This is a genomic window from Sporolactobacillus pectinivorans, assembly GCF_002802965.1.
In the GTDB taxonomy this organism is placed as follows: domain Bacteria; phylum Bacillota; class Bacilli; order Bacillales; family Sporolactobacillaceae; genus Sporolactobacillus; species Sporolactobacillus pectinivorans.
Genome location: NZ_NXGA01000001.1, coordinates 241501 through 259409, shown reverse-complemented (window position 1 = coordinate 259409; position 17909 = coordinate 241501). Strand labels below are relative to the sequence as shown.

The 17909-nt window shown below is 41.3% G+C and carries 17 protein-coding genes; 11 read left to right on the top strand and 6 right to left on the bottom strand.

Annotated features, from left to right (window positions below):
- The first annotated feature begins 32 nt into the window (after positions 1-32).
- The 3 genes from COP04_RS01300 to COP04_RS01290 all read left to right on the top strand — a co-directional run bounded on the left by COP04_RS01300 (position 33) and on the right by COP04_RS01290 (position 1378).
- Positions 33-404 (top strand): iron chaperone, encoded by a 372-nt coding sequence (locus tag COP04_RS01300; protein WP_100486352.1) that lies wholly within the window; start codon positions 33-35, stop codon positions 402-404.
- A gap of 324 nt (positions 405-728) precedes the next feature.
- Complete coding sequence (locus COP04_RS01295; RefSeq protein WP_239984724.1) at positions 729-974, top strand: AbrB/MazE/SpoVT family DNA-binding domain-containing protein; 246 nt, start codon at positions 729-731, stop codon at positions 972-974.
- Positions 971-1378 (top strand): type II toxin-antitoxin system death-on-curing family toxin, encoded by a 408-nt coding sequence (locus tag COP04_RS01290; RefSeq protein ID WP_100486351.1) that lies wholly within the window; start codon positions 971-973, stop codon positions 1376-1378. Before COP04_RS01295 ends, COP04_RS01290 begins: the two co-directional genes overlap by 4 nt.
- On the opposite strand, the gene queG is transcribed toward COP04_RS01290, so the two are convergent.
- The 4 genes from queG to COP04_RS01270 form a co-directional block, all read right to left on the bottom strand.
- Complete coding sequence (queG, locus tag COP04_RS01285) at positions 1367-2548, bottom strand: tRNA epoxyqueuosine(34) reductase QueG (protein ID WP_193437441.1); 1182 nt, start codon at positions 2546-2548, stop codon at positions 1367-1369. The genes COP04_RS01290 and queG overlap by 12 nt on opposite strands.
- A 254-nt stretch (positions 2549-2802) precedes the next feature.
- The gene (locus tag COP04_RS01280; RefSeq protein WP_157800393.1) at positions 2803-3435 is read right to left on the bottom strand and encodes a LysE family translocator; all 633 of its coding nucleotides are present in this window, start codon (positions 3433-3435) and stop codon (positions 2803-2805) included.
- A gap of 131 nt (positions 3436-3566) precedes the next feature.
- Positions 3567-4883, bottom strand: a complete 1317-nt coding sequence (locus COP04_RS01275; protein WP_100486348.1) for an MFS transporter — start codon at positions 4881-4883, stop codon at positions 3567-3569.
- A 66-nt stretch (positions 4884-4949) separates the two neighbouring features.
- Entirely contained in the window at positions 4950-5474 is a 525-nt protein-coding gene (locus COP04_RS01270; RefSeq protein ID WP_100486347.1) for a DUF1440 domain-containing protein, read from the bottom strand.
- A gap of 680 nt (positions 5475-6154) precedes the next feature.
- Here COP04_RS01270 and COP04_RS20165 point away from each other — a divergent pair.
- The 5 genes from COP04_RS20165 to COP04_RS20640 all read left to right on the top strand — a co-directional run bounded on the left by COP04_RS20165 (position 6155) and on the right by COP04_RS20640 (position 11195).
- Positions 6155-6727: a glucosaminidase domain-containing protein gene (locus COP04_RS20165; protein ID WP_338062862.1), complete on the top strand. Its 573-nt coding sequence runs from the start codon at positions 6155-6157 to the stop codon at positions 6725-6727.
- Positions 6728-6741: 14 nt separating this feature from the next.
- Complete coding sequence (locus COP04_RS01260; RefSeq protein WP_157800124.1) at positions 6742-7128, top strand: ArpU family phage packaging/lysis transcriptional regulator; 387 nt, start codon at positions 6742-6744, stop codon at positions 7126-7128.
- Between the two features lie 9 nt (positions 7129-7137).
- Complete coding sequence (locus COP04_RS20645) at positions 7138-7518, top strand: phage holin family protein (protein WP_100486344.1); 381 nt, start codon at positions 7138-7140, stop codon at positions 7516-7518.
- 74 nt (positions 7519-7592) lie between these two features.
- Positions 7593-9722, top strand: coding sequence for a glycoside hydrolase domain-containing protein (locus COP04_RS01250; protein WP_100486343.1), 2130 nt, complete (start codon positions 7593-7595; stop codon positions 9720-9722).
- A gap of 1350 nt (positions 9723-11072) precedes the next feature.
- Positions 11073-11195 (top strand): YcxB family protein, encoded by a 123-nt coding sequence (locus tag COP04_RS20640; RefSeq protein WP_157800121.1) that lies wholly within the window; start codon positions 11073-11075, stop codon positions 11193-11195.
- 35 nt (positions 11196-11230) lie between these two features.
- Here COP04_RS20640 and COP04_RS01235 read toward each other — a convergent pair whose 3' ends face one another.
- A complete protein-coding gene (locus tag COP04_RS01235) occupies positions 11231-11659 on the bottom strand; it encodes a hypothetical protein (RefSeq protein ID WP_100486340.1) in 429 nt (142 codons plus the stop codon).
- A gap of 801 nt (positions 11660-12460) precedes the next feature.
- Between COP04_RS01235 and COP04_RS20635 the strand changes: the two genes are divergently transcribed.
- Positions 12461-12610, top strand: a complete 150-nt coding sequence (locus COP04_RS20635) for a YcxB family protein (protein WP_420852774.1) — start codon at positions 12461-12463, stop codon at positions 12608-12610.
- A 102-nt stretch (positions 12611-12712) separates the two neighbouring features.
- Here COP04_RS20635 and COP04_RS01225 read toward each other — a convergent pair whose 3' ends face one another.
- Positions 12713-14425, bottom strand: a complete 1713-nt coding sequence (locus COP04_RS01225) for an AAA family ATPase (protein WP_100486338.1) — start codon at positions 14423-14425, stop codon at positions 12713-12715.
- 474 nt (positions 14426-14899) lie between these two features.
- Here COP04_RS01225 and COP04_RS01220 point away from each other — a divergent pair, with 474 nt between their 5' ends.
- Together COP04_RS01220 and COP04_RS01215 are read left to right on the top strand one after the other, a co-directional pair.
- Positions 14900-16057: a pyridoxal phosphate-dependent aminotransferase gene (locus COP04_RS01220; protein WP_100486337.1), complete on the top strand. Its 1158-nt coding sequence runs from the start codon at positions 14900-14902 to the stop codon at positions 16055-16057.
- Between the two features lie 170 nt (positions 16058-16227).
- Complete coding sequence (locus tag COP04_RS01215) at positions 16228-17643, top strand: aspartate kinase (RefSeq protein ID WP_100486336.1); 1416 nt, start codon at positions 16228-16230, stop codon at positions 17641-17643.
- The last annotated feature ends 266 nt before the right edge of the window (positions 17644-17909 follow it).

Genomic DNA, 17909 nt, shown 5'->3' with positions numbered 1-17909 from the left:
TGTCCAGACCAAACATGTGAGGAGGAAACAACATGGAAATTTTTGCAGACTATTTAGCGCATATTGATAATCCGCTACATCGAGACCGGACGGAAGAAGTTTTAGCTTGGATCACTGAGAAATTCCCGAATTTAAAGCCAAGAATTGCGTGGAATCAGCCGATGTTTACGGATCACGGCACATTTATTATTGGTTTTAGCGTGTCTAAGCATCACTTGGCAGTTGCACCGGAACGTGCAGGGATTGATCACTTTTTTGATGAAATTAAGCGGGCGGGTTATGATCATACTAAGCTGTTAATACGTTTGCCATGGGATCGACCGATTGATTTCTCATTGCTTGAAAAAATGATCGCGTTTAATATTACGGATAAGGCAGACTGTTCGACTTTTTGGCGGAAATAAAAAAATCGGATGATTAAAGGAACTCCGATGAGGAGGGACCCCATATTGATTCCCTCCTTGTTATAATATGCGAATGTGTTTACGTATATACATTAACACGCATTTCACTAGTTTACAATTAGTGTATTCAAGTAGTATTTTCATGGTCTCGGGCGTGGGAAAAAGTATGGACGAATTGACTATTTTTGAACAAATCGATACTACTGGAGGATCTGATCTCATACAGTCATTCTTAACAGCCCAAACAACAGTTGTTCAGGACAGTGAAGCATCCAAAACCCGCCCCGACTTTTATAAAAAGCATTTTAAAATGGAAGTGTTAACGTGCAAAGAAAAATTTTTAAAATGGGAAATAGTTATGGATCGACTTATCCAATAGAAGTACTGGAACATCTCAATGCGAAACCAGGCGATCAAGTTGAATTTAAGCTTCAAGCGGACGGCACAGTGACTATCAAAAAGAAAAATAATGTTCAATTACCTGATGGAATTGATCCTGAACTGATCAAAGCGGTTACTGGCGTAATGAATCAGTATGATCAAACAATTAAGGAATTGGCTAAGAAATGAAAGAAATTTTGTTCCTTAATGAAAATGACTTGATTTTTATCAATTCAATCCTGATTAAAAAATATATACCATCCGAACAGATTGGAATAAAAGAACCCTCTTTGCTAAATAGTGCTGTGAATTGTCCCAAGCAGTCAGCATTTGGTCAAGATGCTTATTCAACAATATATGAAAAGGCAGCAGCATTATTTCAAAGCGTTGTTCAAAACCATCCTTTTTATAATGCAAATAAGAGGACAGGCTTTGTGGGGATGGTTACTTTTCTCAATAAAAATAATATTCGATTTGACGCGACCGATGATGAGGTTATAGATTTTACGGTCAGGATTTCTGATCAGCAGAACAAAATAGATGTTGCTGAGGCGAGCATATGGATTGAAAATCATTCAAGATCAGCCACTTGAGTCGTATCTTTTTTCAGTATTCTTATCCGTGTCCAGCCGTCCCTTGATCCACTGATGAACTTTTTCATCTGTTTCTTTCGCAAGCAGAGTTTCTAATGATTGAATGATTTGAGAGCGTGTGTCCGATTCGAACCGATCCCACATTTGCTGAAGCGCCCAGGTGACGGTGCGGCGAATCACCGGACGTGGATCTTCGTTCAGCAGGCGAAGGAGTTCCGGTGCGGCGGAGACTTCTTTGTAATTACCAAGTGCTACAATCGCATTGCGCTGGATCGGCTTTTTCCCTCGCCAGGAGCCGGACAGCGGGCCAAAGGTTTCTTTGAATTCACGATTGGACAGCGATAACAGTGGCGTGAGAAGCGGACGGGCCAGTTCCGGCTCCGGCTCCATCTCCCCATGAAAATGACTGTCAACATCCCGGTTGTACGGACAGACCTGCTGACAGGTGTCGCAGCCATAGAGCCGGTTGCCAATCGCTTTTTTGTATTCTTCCGGAAGCTCCTGCTTGGTCTGTGTGAGATAGGCGATGCACTTATGACTGTTAAGCTGTCCGTCCTGAACCAGAGCCCCCGTTGGACAGTGATCGATGCAAATTGTGCAGTCACCGCAAAGGTCGGTTGCCGGCTTGTCCGGCGGGAACGGGATATTGGTCAGCATTTCGCCAAGATAAACATACGACCCGAATTCTTTCGTAATGAGGTTGGTGCTTTTTCCTACCCAGCCGATGCCGGCACGTTCAGCCACCGCCCGATCAGACAATTCTCCGGTATCGACCATGCTTTTGTATCGGGCTCCGGGAATCGCGTCAACGAGAAATTCACCAAGCTTTTGCATGCGATCACGAAGAATCATATGGTAGTCCTGCCCCCAGGAGACCCGGGCAAAAGCACCGCGACGATGACCTTTTGTGTTTGCCGGTCGTTCGGGCATTCTCTTCGGATACGCCATGGCGATCGAGACAATCGACTGCACACCGTCCATGAGCAGAGACGGCTCAGTTCTTTTCTCGATATCCTTCTCCTCGAATCCGGACTGAAACCCAAGCGCCCGCTGCTCGTAGAGTAGTGCCTTTAATTCGGTGAACGGATCAGCCGTCGTAAAGCCAATCTTGTCCACGCCTATTTCCTTACTATATGTGATTAGCTGTTCTTTCAGCCTTTTAAAATCCATCATTTCTTTTTGCATCCCTTCGTGCCTGCCAATAAGCTCTGAAAACGGAGTTCAAAGCTGCTGATCTCATGATAGCGTGATTGGACAATGCCCGCAAATTATTGCCGAAAGCCTTCCGCGCTTTGATCAAAATGATTGGTCTTCCCGAAAAAAGACATGGATTGAGCTAGACGGTTAGCGAATGGTTACTAACTGTCTAGCTCAAGAAGGGATCATCAGGTTTTTTCCCGGGTGGCATAGGGAAGAAACAAAATTTATTTATTTTTGACAAATGCCAAGTTTAACGCCAAAAGGCCTAAAACTGTTGCCATGAAATATTTCTGAATTTTTTTCCATACCGGTCTCTCCCTTAGTATTTGGGAAACTTGGCCCGCAAATAACACGATTAGTAAGTTTACTGAAAAGCTGATGATAATCTGTGTGGTTCCAAGCACGCCGATTTGAAAAGCTAATGGACCGTTTTGAGGATGTTCAAACTGAGGTAACAAAGAAATGTAAAGAACCGCTATTTTTGGATTTAATAAATTTGTTGCTAATCCGTTCAAATATAATCTTTTCAGAGTATGATGGGGAACGTCATGGGGTTCAAAAACCGACTCGCTTCCCGGCTTTACGGCGCTCCATGCCATCCACAGTAAATAAATGATGCCTGCGATTTTGATGGCTGAATAGAGCATAGGAACTGTTTTAAAGATGAAATCAAGTCCTAAAATTGTTGCGATCACATAAACGATAAAACCTGTGACGACACCTAATAATGAAAAAAAACCTGCCTTTTTACCCTGAGTGAGAGAACAGGATACGAGATACATCATATTGGGTCCGGGTGCGCATACAATGCCTAAAGCCACCAGTGAAAAACTGACCAGAGTAACGGAGTCTACCACAGTTTTATCTCCCCTTATAAAATATTTTTTCATTAGGATTAGATTACCACATGATGATTTGCAATGGGGTGTTTATATATCGGTTTCGGGAACATTTTCAGAGAAAAGTTAAGAGAATTTATGCACTAGTATTAATTAGCCACGGCCTCATTGATCCTTTGCTCGTCATAGGCCAATAAGATTAGAAACATGACGACATAAAGTCCAAGCGGAATCCAAGCGTAATTCAAATTGATCATTGATAGGGTTTTCGCATTTTGAGCATGATTAGAAACATATCCGGACAGGTGGAACAGCACGGCGGTGATCATGCCGCCGACGCCAAGTCCCATGTTGACGCCGAAATCGTCGGTTGATGCTAAGATACCTTCTGCCTGAATGCCCATGGCGGTGCCGTAGCGAATTGTGTCGGCAATCATAATGGAGACGAGGCCGATAATGAGTCCATGCCCAACAGAATTAACAAAAATTCCGGCAAACAGCACCGCCAGAAGATGGATATAAACACCGATCGTCAGAATTACCTGACCGATAAAAGCAGTGACAATGCCGATCAGCATCGTCCGTTTCTTACCGAACTGTCTGGCCGCCCGGATGATCAGGACGACCCCGATCAGGGCGGCCAAAGTAAAACTATTGGCCAGTGGGACTAAGTCCTCATGATCCAGCGTGTATTTGAAATAATAAATTGTTGTCTGATTTTTAATTGCAGTAGTCAGCCAGTAAAGAAAAATCACGACGGAAATGATTATCCATGGCCGATTCTTAAGCAGCATGTTCATCACATTCTTAAATGGCTGGTGGGCAATTGCGGGATTGCTGAACCGCTCATGGACATGAAAAAACGTGTTGATAATCAAAAACAATGAGATCAGCCCAAACAGGCCAATGGTCATCAGGAATCCTTTCTGCTGATCCCCGTGGCCAAAGAAAGCGATCAGCGGCAGGGTGAAGACCGCGACAATGATTTGAACGGAACTGCCAAAAAACTGACGAATCACACCGAGCATGGTTAATTCCCGAGCATTTTGTGACAAGGTCGGCAGAATGGACGTAATCGGTAGGTTGACTGCTGTATAAAAGAAACCCAGGCCCAAATAAGTCACGTAAGCCCATGCCAGCTTTCCCGTTTGCGAGAAAGCTGGCGTGATGAAGGTCAGAACAGCAAACACGACGTAGGGCAGAGCGAACCAAAGAAAAAATGGCCGGCTCTTGCCCCAGCGGGAGTGGGTTCGGTCGATCATTACCCCGATGATAAAGCTTTCCACAACATCAGCGATCCTGGCAACAATAAACAGAACCGCTACTGCAGCGGGATCCAGACCATAGACATCGGTATAAAAGAACAGCAGGTAAGTGGTTAACATTTGAAAGACCAGATTGTCGGCAGCATCACTCAGTCCGTAGCTGATGCGTTCTGGCCAGGTTGTTTGCCATTTTTCTTTCATAAGTCACCTTCTTTTCGTTAACCAGGAAGGTACCGAACGGTCACCGTCGCTTGGTACCGTATTGCATCATTCTTTACGTTCGGTCAGCCGGCGGTAAACTTCGTCACCGATGACATCATTGGTCCACATCCAGGCGACGTGTCCCAGCGCTTCGGAAATGTGTTCTTCAGCTGGCTGATCTTTGGCTGGCGGCACAGTTTTCATTGCCGGCATAACACCTAAGTGAAAGGCTGCCCAAACAGCGAGACCGAAGACGGACCCACCACCGGTCTTGATCTTCGGTTCATACTGGGCGAGCACTTCGTAGAGTACAGCAAACGATGTGGAAAAGCCGAAGTGAACGGCATAACTGACCCATGGCAGGTCATGGCCAGAATACCGATATGTATCATGGGTTGCCGATTCAGGGAGCCCCATTTGCTGTAGGAGTTTCTGAGGCGGGTTTGTTGCATCACGCTCAGGAGTACGCGGCGGCAGAACGTTTTCCCATCCAAATTTGACCAGTCCGGAAACGATTCCGGCGGCAATGCCAGCCTTGATGGCAGCTTTCAGGTTGGGGAATGGTTTGACTTTTTTCTTAAATAACGACATGTGTCTAACCCCTCCTAGCTATATTAAAGTTAGTATGTACTAAATAGTATAATCGTTTTTTACATGACAGTGGTAGATAATGCTTTGCTGCCAGTGTACATAAGAGGCAGAAACACGTCTTTCCTCTGTTTAAAGGGCCCCTTTAAACTCCTCTATCTTGATTTAACACGGTCCTTCCAATCAGTTTTCATCTTTCTTCATGAGCAGCGATCCTATTAGGTGAACCACCGAATCTACGCTAGAAAAGATCCGGACGCCCCATTTCCTGAAACGGAATTCTTCTCTCTCTTTTTGCGCATCTATAGTTGACAGCTGAAGTACAAATCGAGATGAAGATGAACGCACTCAATGACTGATTAATCAATATGTTTGGCTTCTTCAGTAGTAGTTATAACCTGCCTTCTCGCTTTTTTATACCAAGGTGCGAAAAAACTGATACTTCAGGATTTTTCCCCATTAACTGATAGTGGGATAATAATCATTATTTTTTAATTTGCAAAAAGGAACATATGTTCTTATAATATACCTATAATAATATAGATGGCATTAATTTAGCAATGAGTTGACAGAGCGAAGCATCACAGCTGTTGTATTCTATGAGTATCCCAAGAAGATAGTAAAAAAGGAGGTGATCAAAATGACAAGACAAAGTACATTCTTAAATCTTGTGAAACAAGGAGCTGAAATGGGATGGAGTAATTACAGAGTACTTCCCTCACTTACGGGAGCACGCACAAACAGTTTTAGAGAGTAGCTGGGGTTCTGCAGCAATATCAAATAACTTGTTTGGTATAAAAGCAGATGCTTCATGGCATGGACCGATCGTAACGGTATCAACCCATGAATATGGACCAAAAGGTGCATATCAGGAATTGGATAAATTCAGAGCATACAGTTCTTTTTCAGAAAGCATTCTGGACGATGCAAAATTCCTCTGCGGAAATAAACGATACAGTAATCTTCTTGGGGAAACGGATTATCACTTAGTCTGTACGCTAATCAAAAAAGACGGATACGCTACTGATCCTGATTGTACTCAGAAATTAGAGAGTATTATTGAAACCCATCGGCTTTATCTTTGGGATCAATTAGAAAAAACAAGTCGGTCCGATCAGTATGTGGTGAAAAAAGGGGACACGTTAAGCAAACTGGCCGAGCGCTTTGGAGTACCTTTAATTGAGCTTCAAAAATTAAACTCAATTAAAGATCCAAACAAAATTTATGCAGGCCAAACATTGAAAATTAAGCAATGACATCAGGTGATTCGATGAAAGAAACAAACAAGAAAAAAGTAGAAAATTCTATTGGCACGGTGAAGAACTTCCTACTTAATTGTCGCTATATATTTGCAAAAATAACAAAAACCCCTTTTGTTATTACGGGCGACCAAATTAAACTGAGAAATGATTGTCTTGAAAAAATCAGAAATCATGAGAGAAAAGCGCTAATTGACATTTCTCATGCAGTTAATTCACTAGACGTTGAGCAAAAAAAGATTATATTTTACAAATACTTGTCATTTCAAAGCATGTACGACTTTGAAATACAAAACGATTTGGCGCTTTCACAAAGAACGTACTACCGAAAGAAAAGAAATGCGCTTATCAAGTTGGCATTAGCTTTAGGCTTTTTGCAAGTGATGACAACACTTTAACTTAAGGAGGTGCTCTTTATAAATACGTCTCTTGATTCCTTCAGTATATATGAATTTCTTTTGCTGCTTATGGCTCTTGATTTTATTTCGGGTTTATTAAAAGCAATGAAACAAAAAAAACTTCAGTCAGGCGCTATAAGAAATGGGCTCTTAAAGAAATCAGGAACAGTTCTTTCGCTCATACTTTCGTACATTCTGGATACATTAGTCAACCGTGGAACACCCATTTTTCAGACGGTCATGACGCTTATTGCGATTTGTGACGAAAGCCTGTCTATCATCGAAAATCTAACTGTCCTGGGCATTTCATTCCCCAAGGTGATAACGAGTAGGTTAAACAATCTCGAAGAGCAAGACCCCGAAACCACAAATACAAAAACTAGTAAATAAACACTAGCATACTGTTTTTGATTAATCAAGATTTCCATCAATTTATTTAAAAAAAGAAAGGAAGTTATTTTACTATGGATCAAATGGTACTCGAAGTTCAGCAATGGCTGAACCAAACTTATGGACAGAACACCCAGTACACGAACGTTTTTGGCGGTAGTTTAATTGATGAGAACGGAGAGACTGGGCAGCAGGTGGAACAGGCACTGATCGCTGGATTGCAGATTGAATTAGGAATTGCTACGCCAACCGGCACTTTTGGTCCCGAAACAACAGCAGCCTTCACTCCCATGTCTATTCGCTCATCAGATGACTTAACGACACCAACAAATAAGGAATATATTCTACAGGGAGGTTTCTGGTGTAAAGGTTATAATCCAGGCGGGTTTACAGGAATCTTCTACACGGACACGCAGGCCGCAGTTGAAGCGTTTGAATCAGATGCAGGGATCACTCAAGACGGTATCGTGACTGCGATGATCATGCAGGCCATTCTAAATACGGATCCCTTTGTCCTTGATGCAAATGGTGATCCGAATATAAGAACAATCCAGCAGAGTTTGAATAACCAATATAATGCTTACACAGGGCTGCTGCAGACAAACGGTCTTTACAGTCGAGAGACCAATACCGCGCTCATTTATGCCCTGCAGTGTGAAGAGGGGCTTTCCGTTTCTGAGGCAACAGGCACATTCGGGCCAACTACGACTAGCGACTGCCCTACTCTTTCTTTAAACGACTCTAGGACAAACTTTGTGAAGATTCTCGAGTATGCCCTTTATTGTAATGGTACTAATTATGACCCTAAGAACTTCAATGGGGTCTATGACAGCAATGTTCAATCTGCGGTTACCGCTTTTCAGACAGCAATGGTTCTTCCAGTCACTGGAGTAGCCGATATGACAACCATCAAGGGATTGATGACGAGCGCTGGTGATACTTCAAGAAACGCTTTAGCATGTGATTGTGCGACCATCCTAAACGATGCAACATCACAAGTTGTGAAAAGCGCCGGTTTTAATTATGTAGGTCGATACTTAACCGGTACTGCAAATGGTGTTTCCAAAGCTATGACTACCAGTGAACTACAGTCCATCTTTGGTGCAGGACTAAGTGTTTTTCCGATTTATGAAGATGGTGGTTACCAAGAAAGTTATTTCAATTATTCTCAGGGTTATGAGGACGGACATGTTGCTTTTAATACTGCAAAAGCTTTAGGAATTCCAGAAGGAACTAGAATTTATTTTGCAGTAGATTACGATGCTCTGCAAAGTGATATTACCTCGAACGTAGTTCCTTACTTCCATGGCATATCTGATGCATTCTCAGAACAAACGGTTCCCACCTATCAAGCTGGTGTCTATGGAGACCGAAACGTATGTCTGAATGTCTCTCAATATGTTAGTGGCTACTTTGTTGCGGACATGTCGACTGGTTGGAGCGGTAATCTTGGTTTTAACATTCCTACTGGATGGTCATTTGATCAGTTTACAACGATTACTATTGGTAATTCCACTGCAGGCTATTTTCCGGTAGACATGGATGCTTATTCAGGTGTAGATAAAGGTTTTAATTCCCTGAATCCTAATACACCGTCGTCTTCAGACATTGCTAATGCACAAACAACTGCTATTAATAAATTTATTCAAGCAGTTAATAACCTGTCAAGCTATTTTGCGACCATTCAATTTGAACTTGAAAAGGAATATCAAATTTTGGATACACCTTTTTTGGAAATTGATTTTACGGGCTCTGCTTCTTTAAAGACAAAGGGATCCAATGCAGTTACCATTTCTGTAACAAATGGAGAAACGTTAGGTACGGAATTCGATGTTATCTCTGGACTAAATGATATAGGTAGTGGTGCAAATGTAAACGTGACTAATCCAGAACAATATATTAGTGACCTTGCAAAAGCCATCCAATCAGGGAGTATCGAAATTGAAGTCCAGCAACCAGATACATCGGAAGACGAGTATTTAGTCGTATCATTATCTGGGAAATTTGAGGATATTCTTGTAACAACAACATTTACAACTGAAGCAGAAGTACAATTAACCTTTAAATTCAAACAGAGTTCAACCATTACAGGTGCAACATACCCTGATGTAACGTCAATTTATAATCTTAATCCAGGTGTTCAGTATGGTAATACAGATGTTAATTCTGGAGTGGCATACCAGCCCTTGCACCTTTGTTATTAACTTTAGCAGCATAATCGGCATAATATTAAAGAAAATATCATCCGAAGAAGCGTTTAAGAGATAATCCACTCTTGAACGCTTTTTTTAGTTACATGTAAAATATACTTGAGAGGGGTGGGGTATCAGTATAAAAAATACTGAGTGAAAAATTGGGTATGGATGAAATGTGATTAATAGAAACATACATTCCAATTGGAAAGGCAGCGAACGAATGTTTAGACATACTTTGTTAATTTTTATCTCATCTTTGTTTTTGATGTTAGTACAAAACATTTCTCTAATGAATTACATGCATTTACCACATCTATTACAGGCTGTACCTGCGCTATTACTGTTCATTCTTCTAAGAATTTATTTCCGGAAAAGTACAATACTGAAGATCTTAAAAACTCATTCGATAATATCTCTTTTCATTTACAGTATTGGAGCCATATTATTTGGAGCTCTTCTAGCTTATTTAATTACTTTTGTGATCTTTCCCTAGCTCTTTTTTTTAGTATAACTTTAATGACAAGAATTGAAAAATTGAAGAAATATATAAATGCCATTAAGAAAAACAAGAGTAATGATATAAAATTATGGGTTATAAGATATACAATTAAAAGAGCAGTAATAGCCCAAGATATTTTGGTATTCACTTTTAAGAGTTTGCTTTTATTTACCGTATCACGTTTTTTAATTCTAAAATTTCGCATAATTGGCCTTCTTTGCTGATGAGATACGATAATTATATTAGAAAAGATAGTGTTAATCGTTCTCTTTGTTAAAAATTAATTAATCTGATTAATTATTTATGAAATGGCTAAATAAACTTGCTGTTTACTCATGCACACATTCCATTATCCACCCATAGATTTCATGACAAGACAGTTAATGTTGCTCCATAATTAAGGAAATACACTGCTCGAATACTGATTAAGGACGGTGGGTTTAGACCACATTTTTGGAAGCCAAATTTATTAAATAAGGTAGGGATCATTTTATGGAAAACATGGACATTAATTTCAGTGGAAAGTTGACATCTAAGGAATTTAGAAAAGTAAGGTACTATCAGCTAAGAACGATATTTTTGTTTTTATATTTTTTGTTGGTTGTGCTTAATTACTTAAATTTTGAAAGGAATACACCTTGGATAAATGCCTTAATACTCTCTTTACTGCAAACTATAGGCTTATTTATTCTCATTAAAATTATAACAGTCATATTTTATTCAATTCAATATAGAACGGACCCAATGTTGAAAAATGAACGGCAATTTTCAATTGATAATGATGGCGTACATATTAACACTAAAAATTCTAAACTGTTTTATGGTTGGTCTGAATTCCGTTCTATTCACGAACATAAAAAATGTATTTGCTTAATCTTTCAGCATTACGAGCAATAGCTATACCCAAAAGATTTTTTGATAAAGAAGAGGATGCTAAAACATTTAAGCAATTAGCAACTGATAAGATATTCTCTAAAAAGTAATATTCGCATAGTATATGTCTGGACAGTCAAAAGTTTTAGACCGCTAAGAAAATCAGTAAATCGTCTTGTATTTCAGGAGTTTCCTGCTTTTCCTGAATTATTTGCGTTAGGGTTAAATGCCGGTTTCGGGCAAACCGTTGAAAAATCATTTGGCGTAAATGAGCCATCATCGTCGCTTCTGAGCATGCTCCCTTGGACGGTGTCCGTAAAAAGCGGAAAATCTTGTGTTTTCGTTCGTTCCCATTGCATAAGGCAAGCAGTTGAAACAGTCCCATCGCGATGCAGCTGCACAGGATCCATTTTTGAGCTTTTGCTTCGGTTATTTGATCCAGCGGCTCGGGGTCCACTTGCGGTAACGGCTCAATCGAGGCATGGAGCGGCTCCAAAAATGATAAGCAGACGGCCGAAGTGACTGCTTCAGTATACGAAAGGCCGAAGCGCCAAGTGTAAAGAAGGAATATCAAATTTTGGATACGCTTTTTTTGGAAATGATTTTACGGGCTCTGCTTCTTTAAAGGCAGAGGGATCCAAACTTGCGGTGCAGCACTGCGAGCAAGAGGACGACCGGACCCTGGCGATCTGCTTTATCTCATGGTCGATGAACTTGCAGATGCCACCTTTACCGAAGCGATTGGATAACTCATCGACTTGTTTCAAGAGGCTTTCGAGGACGAACCCGGTCTGTCGGAGAAAGTTATTGATCCGATCGTCGAAAGGTTTCTGAAAAATTGCCCGACAGCTATCGAAAATAGCTGACAAAAAGCAGCAATCTGAGCTAATTAATTCGGGGAAAACGTAGAACCGGTAAGGTATTGGGGCACTTTCTATCTTTCAAGTTGCGAAACATTGATTACTGGATATAGTTGAAATATTATCCAAATGTTTCATAATTTTTAAAAATTGAGGAGGCATAAAAGTGGAGAATTCTTTGGAGTTTAGTGGTACATTGACCCTTTAAGAGTTTCAAAAATATCAATGGCATTATAAATTCAGAGCCGTTATTTATGGAATGATAAGTTACTTTATATTTTGGATGGGTATTGGATACTTCGTTCAATATAATTTGTTGGGTATGATAGTAATCTTAATATTACTTACTATTTCGTTTGGTTCAGCTTTGTTTGTTGGAAACAGACGTACGAAACGAGGGTACAAAGATAATAAAAGTCTGTGCAATGACAAGTCATTATATTTTTAAAGATACTGGAATTACAATATCTAACCCAACTAGTTCTACCCAATATGATTGGTCTGAAATCAGGTAAATCAGGGAACATAATGACATGTTCTTACTATATATAACAAGAAAAACAGCCATTATAATCCCTAAAAGGTTTATTGGTTCACAGGACAAACTTGTTAAATTCAGAGACATGTTGAATAATCAATATTCAAAAATCAAATTAAGAAGATAGCTTTATACAAGGACTAAGAGCCTATTTGATAAGCTCAACATTCAGCTTGAATAAGAAAAGCCGATTATCTCTCCCTCTTTGAGAAATAATCGGCTTTGTTGTTTATTCCTGCTCAGCGGCTTCTTTGGATAATTTTTCATCATCAAAAGTTTTTACCAATGTTTTGATCTCAGGCACTTCAGGTCGCGAGTGACCGTTCAGTCCGATATAGATTTCTTCAATTTCTTCTCCTGTGAGATCTCCGCGTTTCAGTAATTCTGCCGCAATGGCGTGAACGAAGTCCGTTTGTTCTTTTATTAAAATTTTGACTTGATCCATTTGATCCTTTAACAGGACATTGATCTTTGGACGGAGCTGTTTCAGTGCATCAGATAGAGATCCCGTGGACAGCCAGCTGAACAGCTCATCCCCCATCCCAACTGCTCCAAGATAGGCACCCGCAAGCTCGGTAGCCTGCTGCAGGTCGGAGGTTACACCATTTAGTTTCTTTCCTAAAAAAGTTTCCTCGGAGGCGCGGGAAGCGAGGCAGACTTGAATTTCTGCCAGCATTTCACTGTCGCTTTGATTATATCGCTCATGTGTCGGTTTTGTTGCTGCGAGACCGAGCGCACCGCCGCGGCGGATAATGGTGACTTTCCAGACGCGTTCATGAGGCTTCAGCAAGTACTGGGCAACCGCATGTCCGGCCTCATGATAGGCAACATTACGTCTTTCATCGGCGCTCATTGAGCGAAGAGGCTGCTGAAGGCCCCACTCATAAGTTTCCATGGCAGCTCTGAAATCTTCGTAATCAGCATCTTTGGCGCCGCGCTGATGAGCAATGATAATCGCTTCATTAACAATGTGCTTGATCTGAGCGGGTGTGTAGCCGATGGTGTCTAATGCCGCTTTTTGCGGTGTCAACGTATCATCTCGGTTGACCTTCTTAAGATAATAGTCGAACACATCCACCCGGCCATCGTAGTCAGGGGGGTAGACCCAGAGTTTCCGATCAAATCGGCCGGGGCGGAGCAGGGCAGGATCAAGCACGTCAGGCAAATTCGTGGCACCAATGGTCAGAACGGCCCGCCGCTCTGCCTTTTTGTGCCGGAGTCCAAGCGAACGGAGAAGCTTGGCGAAGCGCGAATGATCAATGTTCGGCGGATCCATTTGCAGCAGCAGCTCATTAAGCAGGCCGGAACCTCCCATACCAAACATTGCACCAATGCCGCTGCCTCCTCCATTTGCTTGCCGTGACATGCCGATCGCATCGATTTCATCAATAAAAATAATACAGGCGCCATAAGTTTTTGCCAGTTTCCGGGCTTTTCTGTAGAGGCTCATGACTTTTAAATTACCAACGCCAAAGAACATATTTTGAAAGCTTGGCGCTGAAGCGTAAGCAAAAGGGATCTGAGCTTCATTGGCGATCACTTGTGCAAGATAAGATTTCCCTGTCCCCGGAGGCCCGCAAAGCAGCATCCCCCGTATCGCTTCACCACCCATTTTCTTGAAATCTTTAACGCCCTTGAGCAAGGTGACGATTCGTTTGGCATTTTCAACAATTTCGGGGTTGCCCCGGTAGTCATTCCAGTTTGATCCGGTTTCACCGGGCATGATCCAGTATGTCCGGCCTCTGGCAAGGAACCAAAAGAGTGCAACAAATTGAATGATAATCATGAGTACGGCAAAAAATAATTGGAACAGCAAGTTTAATATAGTAAAGGCGATATTCCGTGCACCTGATCCTCCTGCCCAGAGGAGCCCGATGATGATCGCGATAATTACTAATATAATCAGCAGTTTCCGCCACATGACCCAGCGGTATTTTTTCATGATCTCACTCCTTTTTATGAATGTTCATTTCATTTTTTATAACTGATTCCATTCTCGAGGAATGAGATAGGGGGTCCAACAATTGAGAGAATAGATAGAAAACGATGCCTTTGGCAGAAACTCTCTTAGAGAAAAACAAATTTGAGATTGAAAAAACTTCATGCTCCCCTTTTTCACTCAGGGATTAAAGTTTTACGCGTAGATGCAGATGCATCGACAATGTTTTACAAAACGCTCGAATTCCCGACATAGATTCATTATAATATGTTGCAACACAATTGACACAATATTGAATTAAAACACATAATTAACAAAGAAATTATCGATTAGGCTAAAGACAAATTTTTCATTCTATATAGCATTTTTGTGCATTATTGATATGATTGAAGAGGATTAAACTAACAAAAAAAGGTATTTTTGTTATCAGTAAAATGGAATCATATTCTGGTAGTTCTAAAGCAGGAGGATTAAATAGTGAAATACGCTAATAAAGTGACAGCAATCCAGCATTCGCCCATCAGGGAAATGATGGTCCGTGCTGCCCGTATTGATGATGTCATTTCTTTTGCGGTTGGTGAACCCGACTTCTTTTCCGCCCCTAATATCATTGAAGCAGCCAAACGGTCCCTTGATGCAGGAGAGACAAAATATGCACCTGGCGCGGGCCTGACCAAACTCAGAGAGGTCTATATAAATTACTTAGAGAAGACGATCGGCATCTCTTATGATATAGAGAACTGTCTCGTTACTACCGGCGGCATGGGCGCTCTTTTTCTAGGCCTTACTACTCTTCTGAATCCTGGCGATGAAGTCATTCTCAGTTCACCATACTGGACGAATTACGGCCAGCAGGTTGTGCTCTGTGGAGGAACTCCTGTCTGCGTTGACGTGGCGGAAGAAAATGAATTCGTTATCTCACCCGATGACGTACGGAAGGCCATCACACCCAAAACTAAGGTCATTCTTTTGAACTCTCCCAGCAATCCCACTGGCAGTGTCATTGATAAGGAATCTCTCCGTGAAATCGCAGAAATCGCCAAAGAGAATGACCTTTTCGTTGTCAGTGACGAAGTTTATCGTCACATCCTTTTCGATGCTCAGGAATACACCAGCATCGCTTCTTTACCTGGTATGAAGGAGCGTACTTTGATTGTGGACAGTTGCTCCAAGACCCATGCCATGACCGGATTTCGGGTAGGCTTTGCTACGGGTCCTGTCAGCCTTATTAATGAAATGGCCAAAATTACCGAAGAAGTCTGGAGCTGTGTTAACTCCTCCGCCCAGTATGCCGCTATAGAGGCGTTCTCTAATGGGACAGAGTATAGGGAAATGATGGTGAAAGAATATGAAAAGCGGCGCAACTATATTTATGAACGCATTAATTCTATCAACTCTATTTCCTGCATAAAGCCCATGGGTGCTTTCTACATCTTTGCGAACATAAAAAACACGGGCCTTTCAGCCAAGAAATTCTGTGATCGTCTTTTGGACGAGCGGCACGTTGCCGTGGTACCCGGAGATAACTTTGGTACTAACGCCTCCGGATACGTCCGTATCTCCTATGCCACCTCCATGGAGAAAATCAAGGAAGGCATGGATCGGATTGAAAAATTCATCATGAGTTTAACATAACAATATACGTGTTTGTAATTATTGAGAGCCGGATGAAAACCTTAATGAAAGTTGCGAAAAAAATTCAGACTTCAAGTGTAAAAAAGGTAAAAAAGGTTTGATTCTTCCTCCGAAATAAGCAATACTAAGAATAAATTTGCAGTAATTTACAAAACAGTAGGGGTTGCGGAATGAAAGTAGTTAAATTCGGAGGAAGCTCACTTGCCTCAGGAGCGCAAGTAGAGAAAGTCTATCGTATTGTCGCATCTGATCCTGAACGAAAAATTGTGGTCGTCTCAGCTCCGGGGAAACGCTATTCAAATGATATAAAAGTAACAGATCTATTAATCAGCTGTGCCAAGAGATATCTTAAAGGTGAACAGGCAAGTGATCTTTTCGAAACCATTATAGGCAGATATAAAAGCATCGCACGAGAACTTCATCTCTCAAATGATATTATTGAAAAAATTACAGACGATCTTTTAACCTTGCTTAACGGTGATAAAAGCAACCCGGCATCGTTTATAGAGGCAGTGAAGGCAAGCGGCGAGGATAATAATGCCAAGCTGATTGCGGCCATTTTCAAACATAAAGGTCTAGAAGCACAATATGTGTCTCCGAAAGAAGCGGGTCTTTTAGTAAGTAACGATCCGGGGAATGCCCAGGTGTTGCCTGATTCGTATGAACGTCTATACGAGTTGAAAAACAGATCCGGCATTATTGTTTTTCCTGGATTTTTTGGATATAACACGGATGGCGATGTCGTAACTTTCTCACGCAGCGGTTCGGATATTACCGGTTCGATCTTAGCAAATGGTGTTAAAGCGGATCTATATGAGAATTTTACGGATGTCGATGCGGTATACACAGTGAATCCAAACATTGTTCATCAGCCGAAAGAAATTCGCGAACTTACCTATCGCGAAATGAGAGAGTTATCTTATGGCGGTTTTTCTGTTTTTCATGATGAAGCCCTTATTCCGGCTTTTCGCGCAGGCATTCCGGTCAATGTGAAAAACACGAATAATCCGAATGCACCCGGCACCAAAATCGTGAACATCAGGAAAAATACAGATGGACCTGTAGTCGGAATAGCCAGTGATGAAGAATTTTGCAGTATATATGTAGGCAAATATTTAATGAATAAAGAAATCGGGTTTGTCAGGAAAATCTTATTAACCTTAGAGGAATTGGGCCTATCTTTTGAGCACGTTCCCTCGGGCATTGACGATATTACAATTATTTTAAGACAAAACCAAATGAATGAAAAAATTGAGAAAAGCATTGTTAAAAAAGTTATCGATGATCTTGATGCGGATGAGGTAAGGGTTGAACATGATCTGGCGCTCATTATGCTTGTTGGTGAAGGTATGCGCCAAAAAATTGGAACGGCAGCACGAGCGTCAAAAGCATTAGCCGAAGCGAAAATAAACATTGAAATGATTAATCAAGGCTCTTCTGAAACAAGCATGATGTTCGGTGTGAAGGAAGCTGTTGAGAAAAAAGCAGTGCAGGCTCTATACGAAGAATTTTTTTTGCAGAAGTCAGAGTTTAAGAGGGGTTTGATACGAAGTGACCAGGCCTCACATTTAAAACCGCTGTACTAAAATTACCCGTTATCGCGGAACATTTGACAATTCTTAACGTATTGCTTAAATTAAATGTAATTGAAATGAACGGAAGGGTGAACCAAAGGCCGATGAAAAACTAATCCTATTTTCGAAATCCGATAACTGAAGATATGTATACCTAGCAGAATTATTCTGTAGCTATGTTTTCAGATCGGTGTTTTCAGGATAGGATTGGTCATCGGAGGCCAGCCAAAAAATCGGCTTTTTTGGTGTTCGCCTACAGCAAATGCCTCCTATTCTGA

Bases quoted from the DNA above. Each gene is read 5' to 3' on its own strand.
- COP04_RS01225 (WP_100486338.1), bottom strand. From the start codon at position 14,425: ATGAAAAAATACCGCTGGGTCATGTGGCGGAAACTGCTGATTATATTA.
- COP04_RS01300 (WP_100486352.1), top strand. From the start codon at position 33: ATGGAAATTTTTGCAGACTATTTAGCGCATATTGATAATCCGCTACAT.
- COP04_RS01290 (WP_100486351.1), top strand. From the start codon at position 971: ATGAAAGAAATTTTGTTCCTTAATGAAAATGACTTGATTTTTATCAAT.
- queG (WP_193437441.1), bottom strand. From the start codon at position 2,548: ATGGATTTTAAAAGGCTGAAAGAACAGCTAATCACATATAGTAAGGAA.
- COP04_RS01215 (WP_100486336.1), top strand. From the start codon at position 16,228: ATGAAAGTAGTTAAATTCGGAGGAAGCTCACTTGCCTCAGGAGCGCAA.
- COP04_RS01270 (WP_100486347.1), bottom strand. From the start codon at position 5,474: ATGTCGTTATTTAAGAAAAAAGTCAAACCATTCCCCAACCTGAAAGCT.
- COP04_RS01250 (WP_100486343.1), top strand. From the start codon at position 7,593: ATGGATCAAATGGTACTCGAAGTTCAGCAATGGCTGAACCAAACTTAT.
- COP04_RS01260 (WP_157800124.1), top strand. From the start codon at position 6,742: ATGAAAGAAACAAACAAGAAAAAAGTAGAAAATTCTATTGGCACGGTG.
- COP04_RS01275 (WP_100486348.1), bottom strand. From the start codon at position 4,883: ATGAAAGAAAAATGGCAAACAACCTGGCCAGAACGCATCAGCTACGGA.
- COP04_RS20640 (WP_157800121.1), top strand. From the start codon at position 11,073: ATGTATTTGCTTAATCTTTCAGCATTACGAGCAATAGCTATACCCAAA.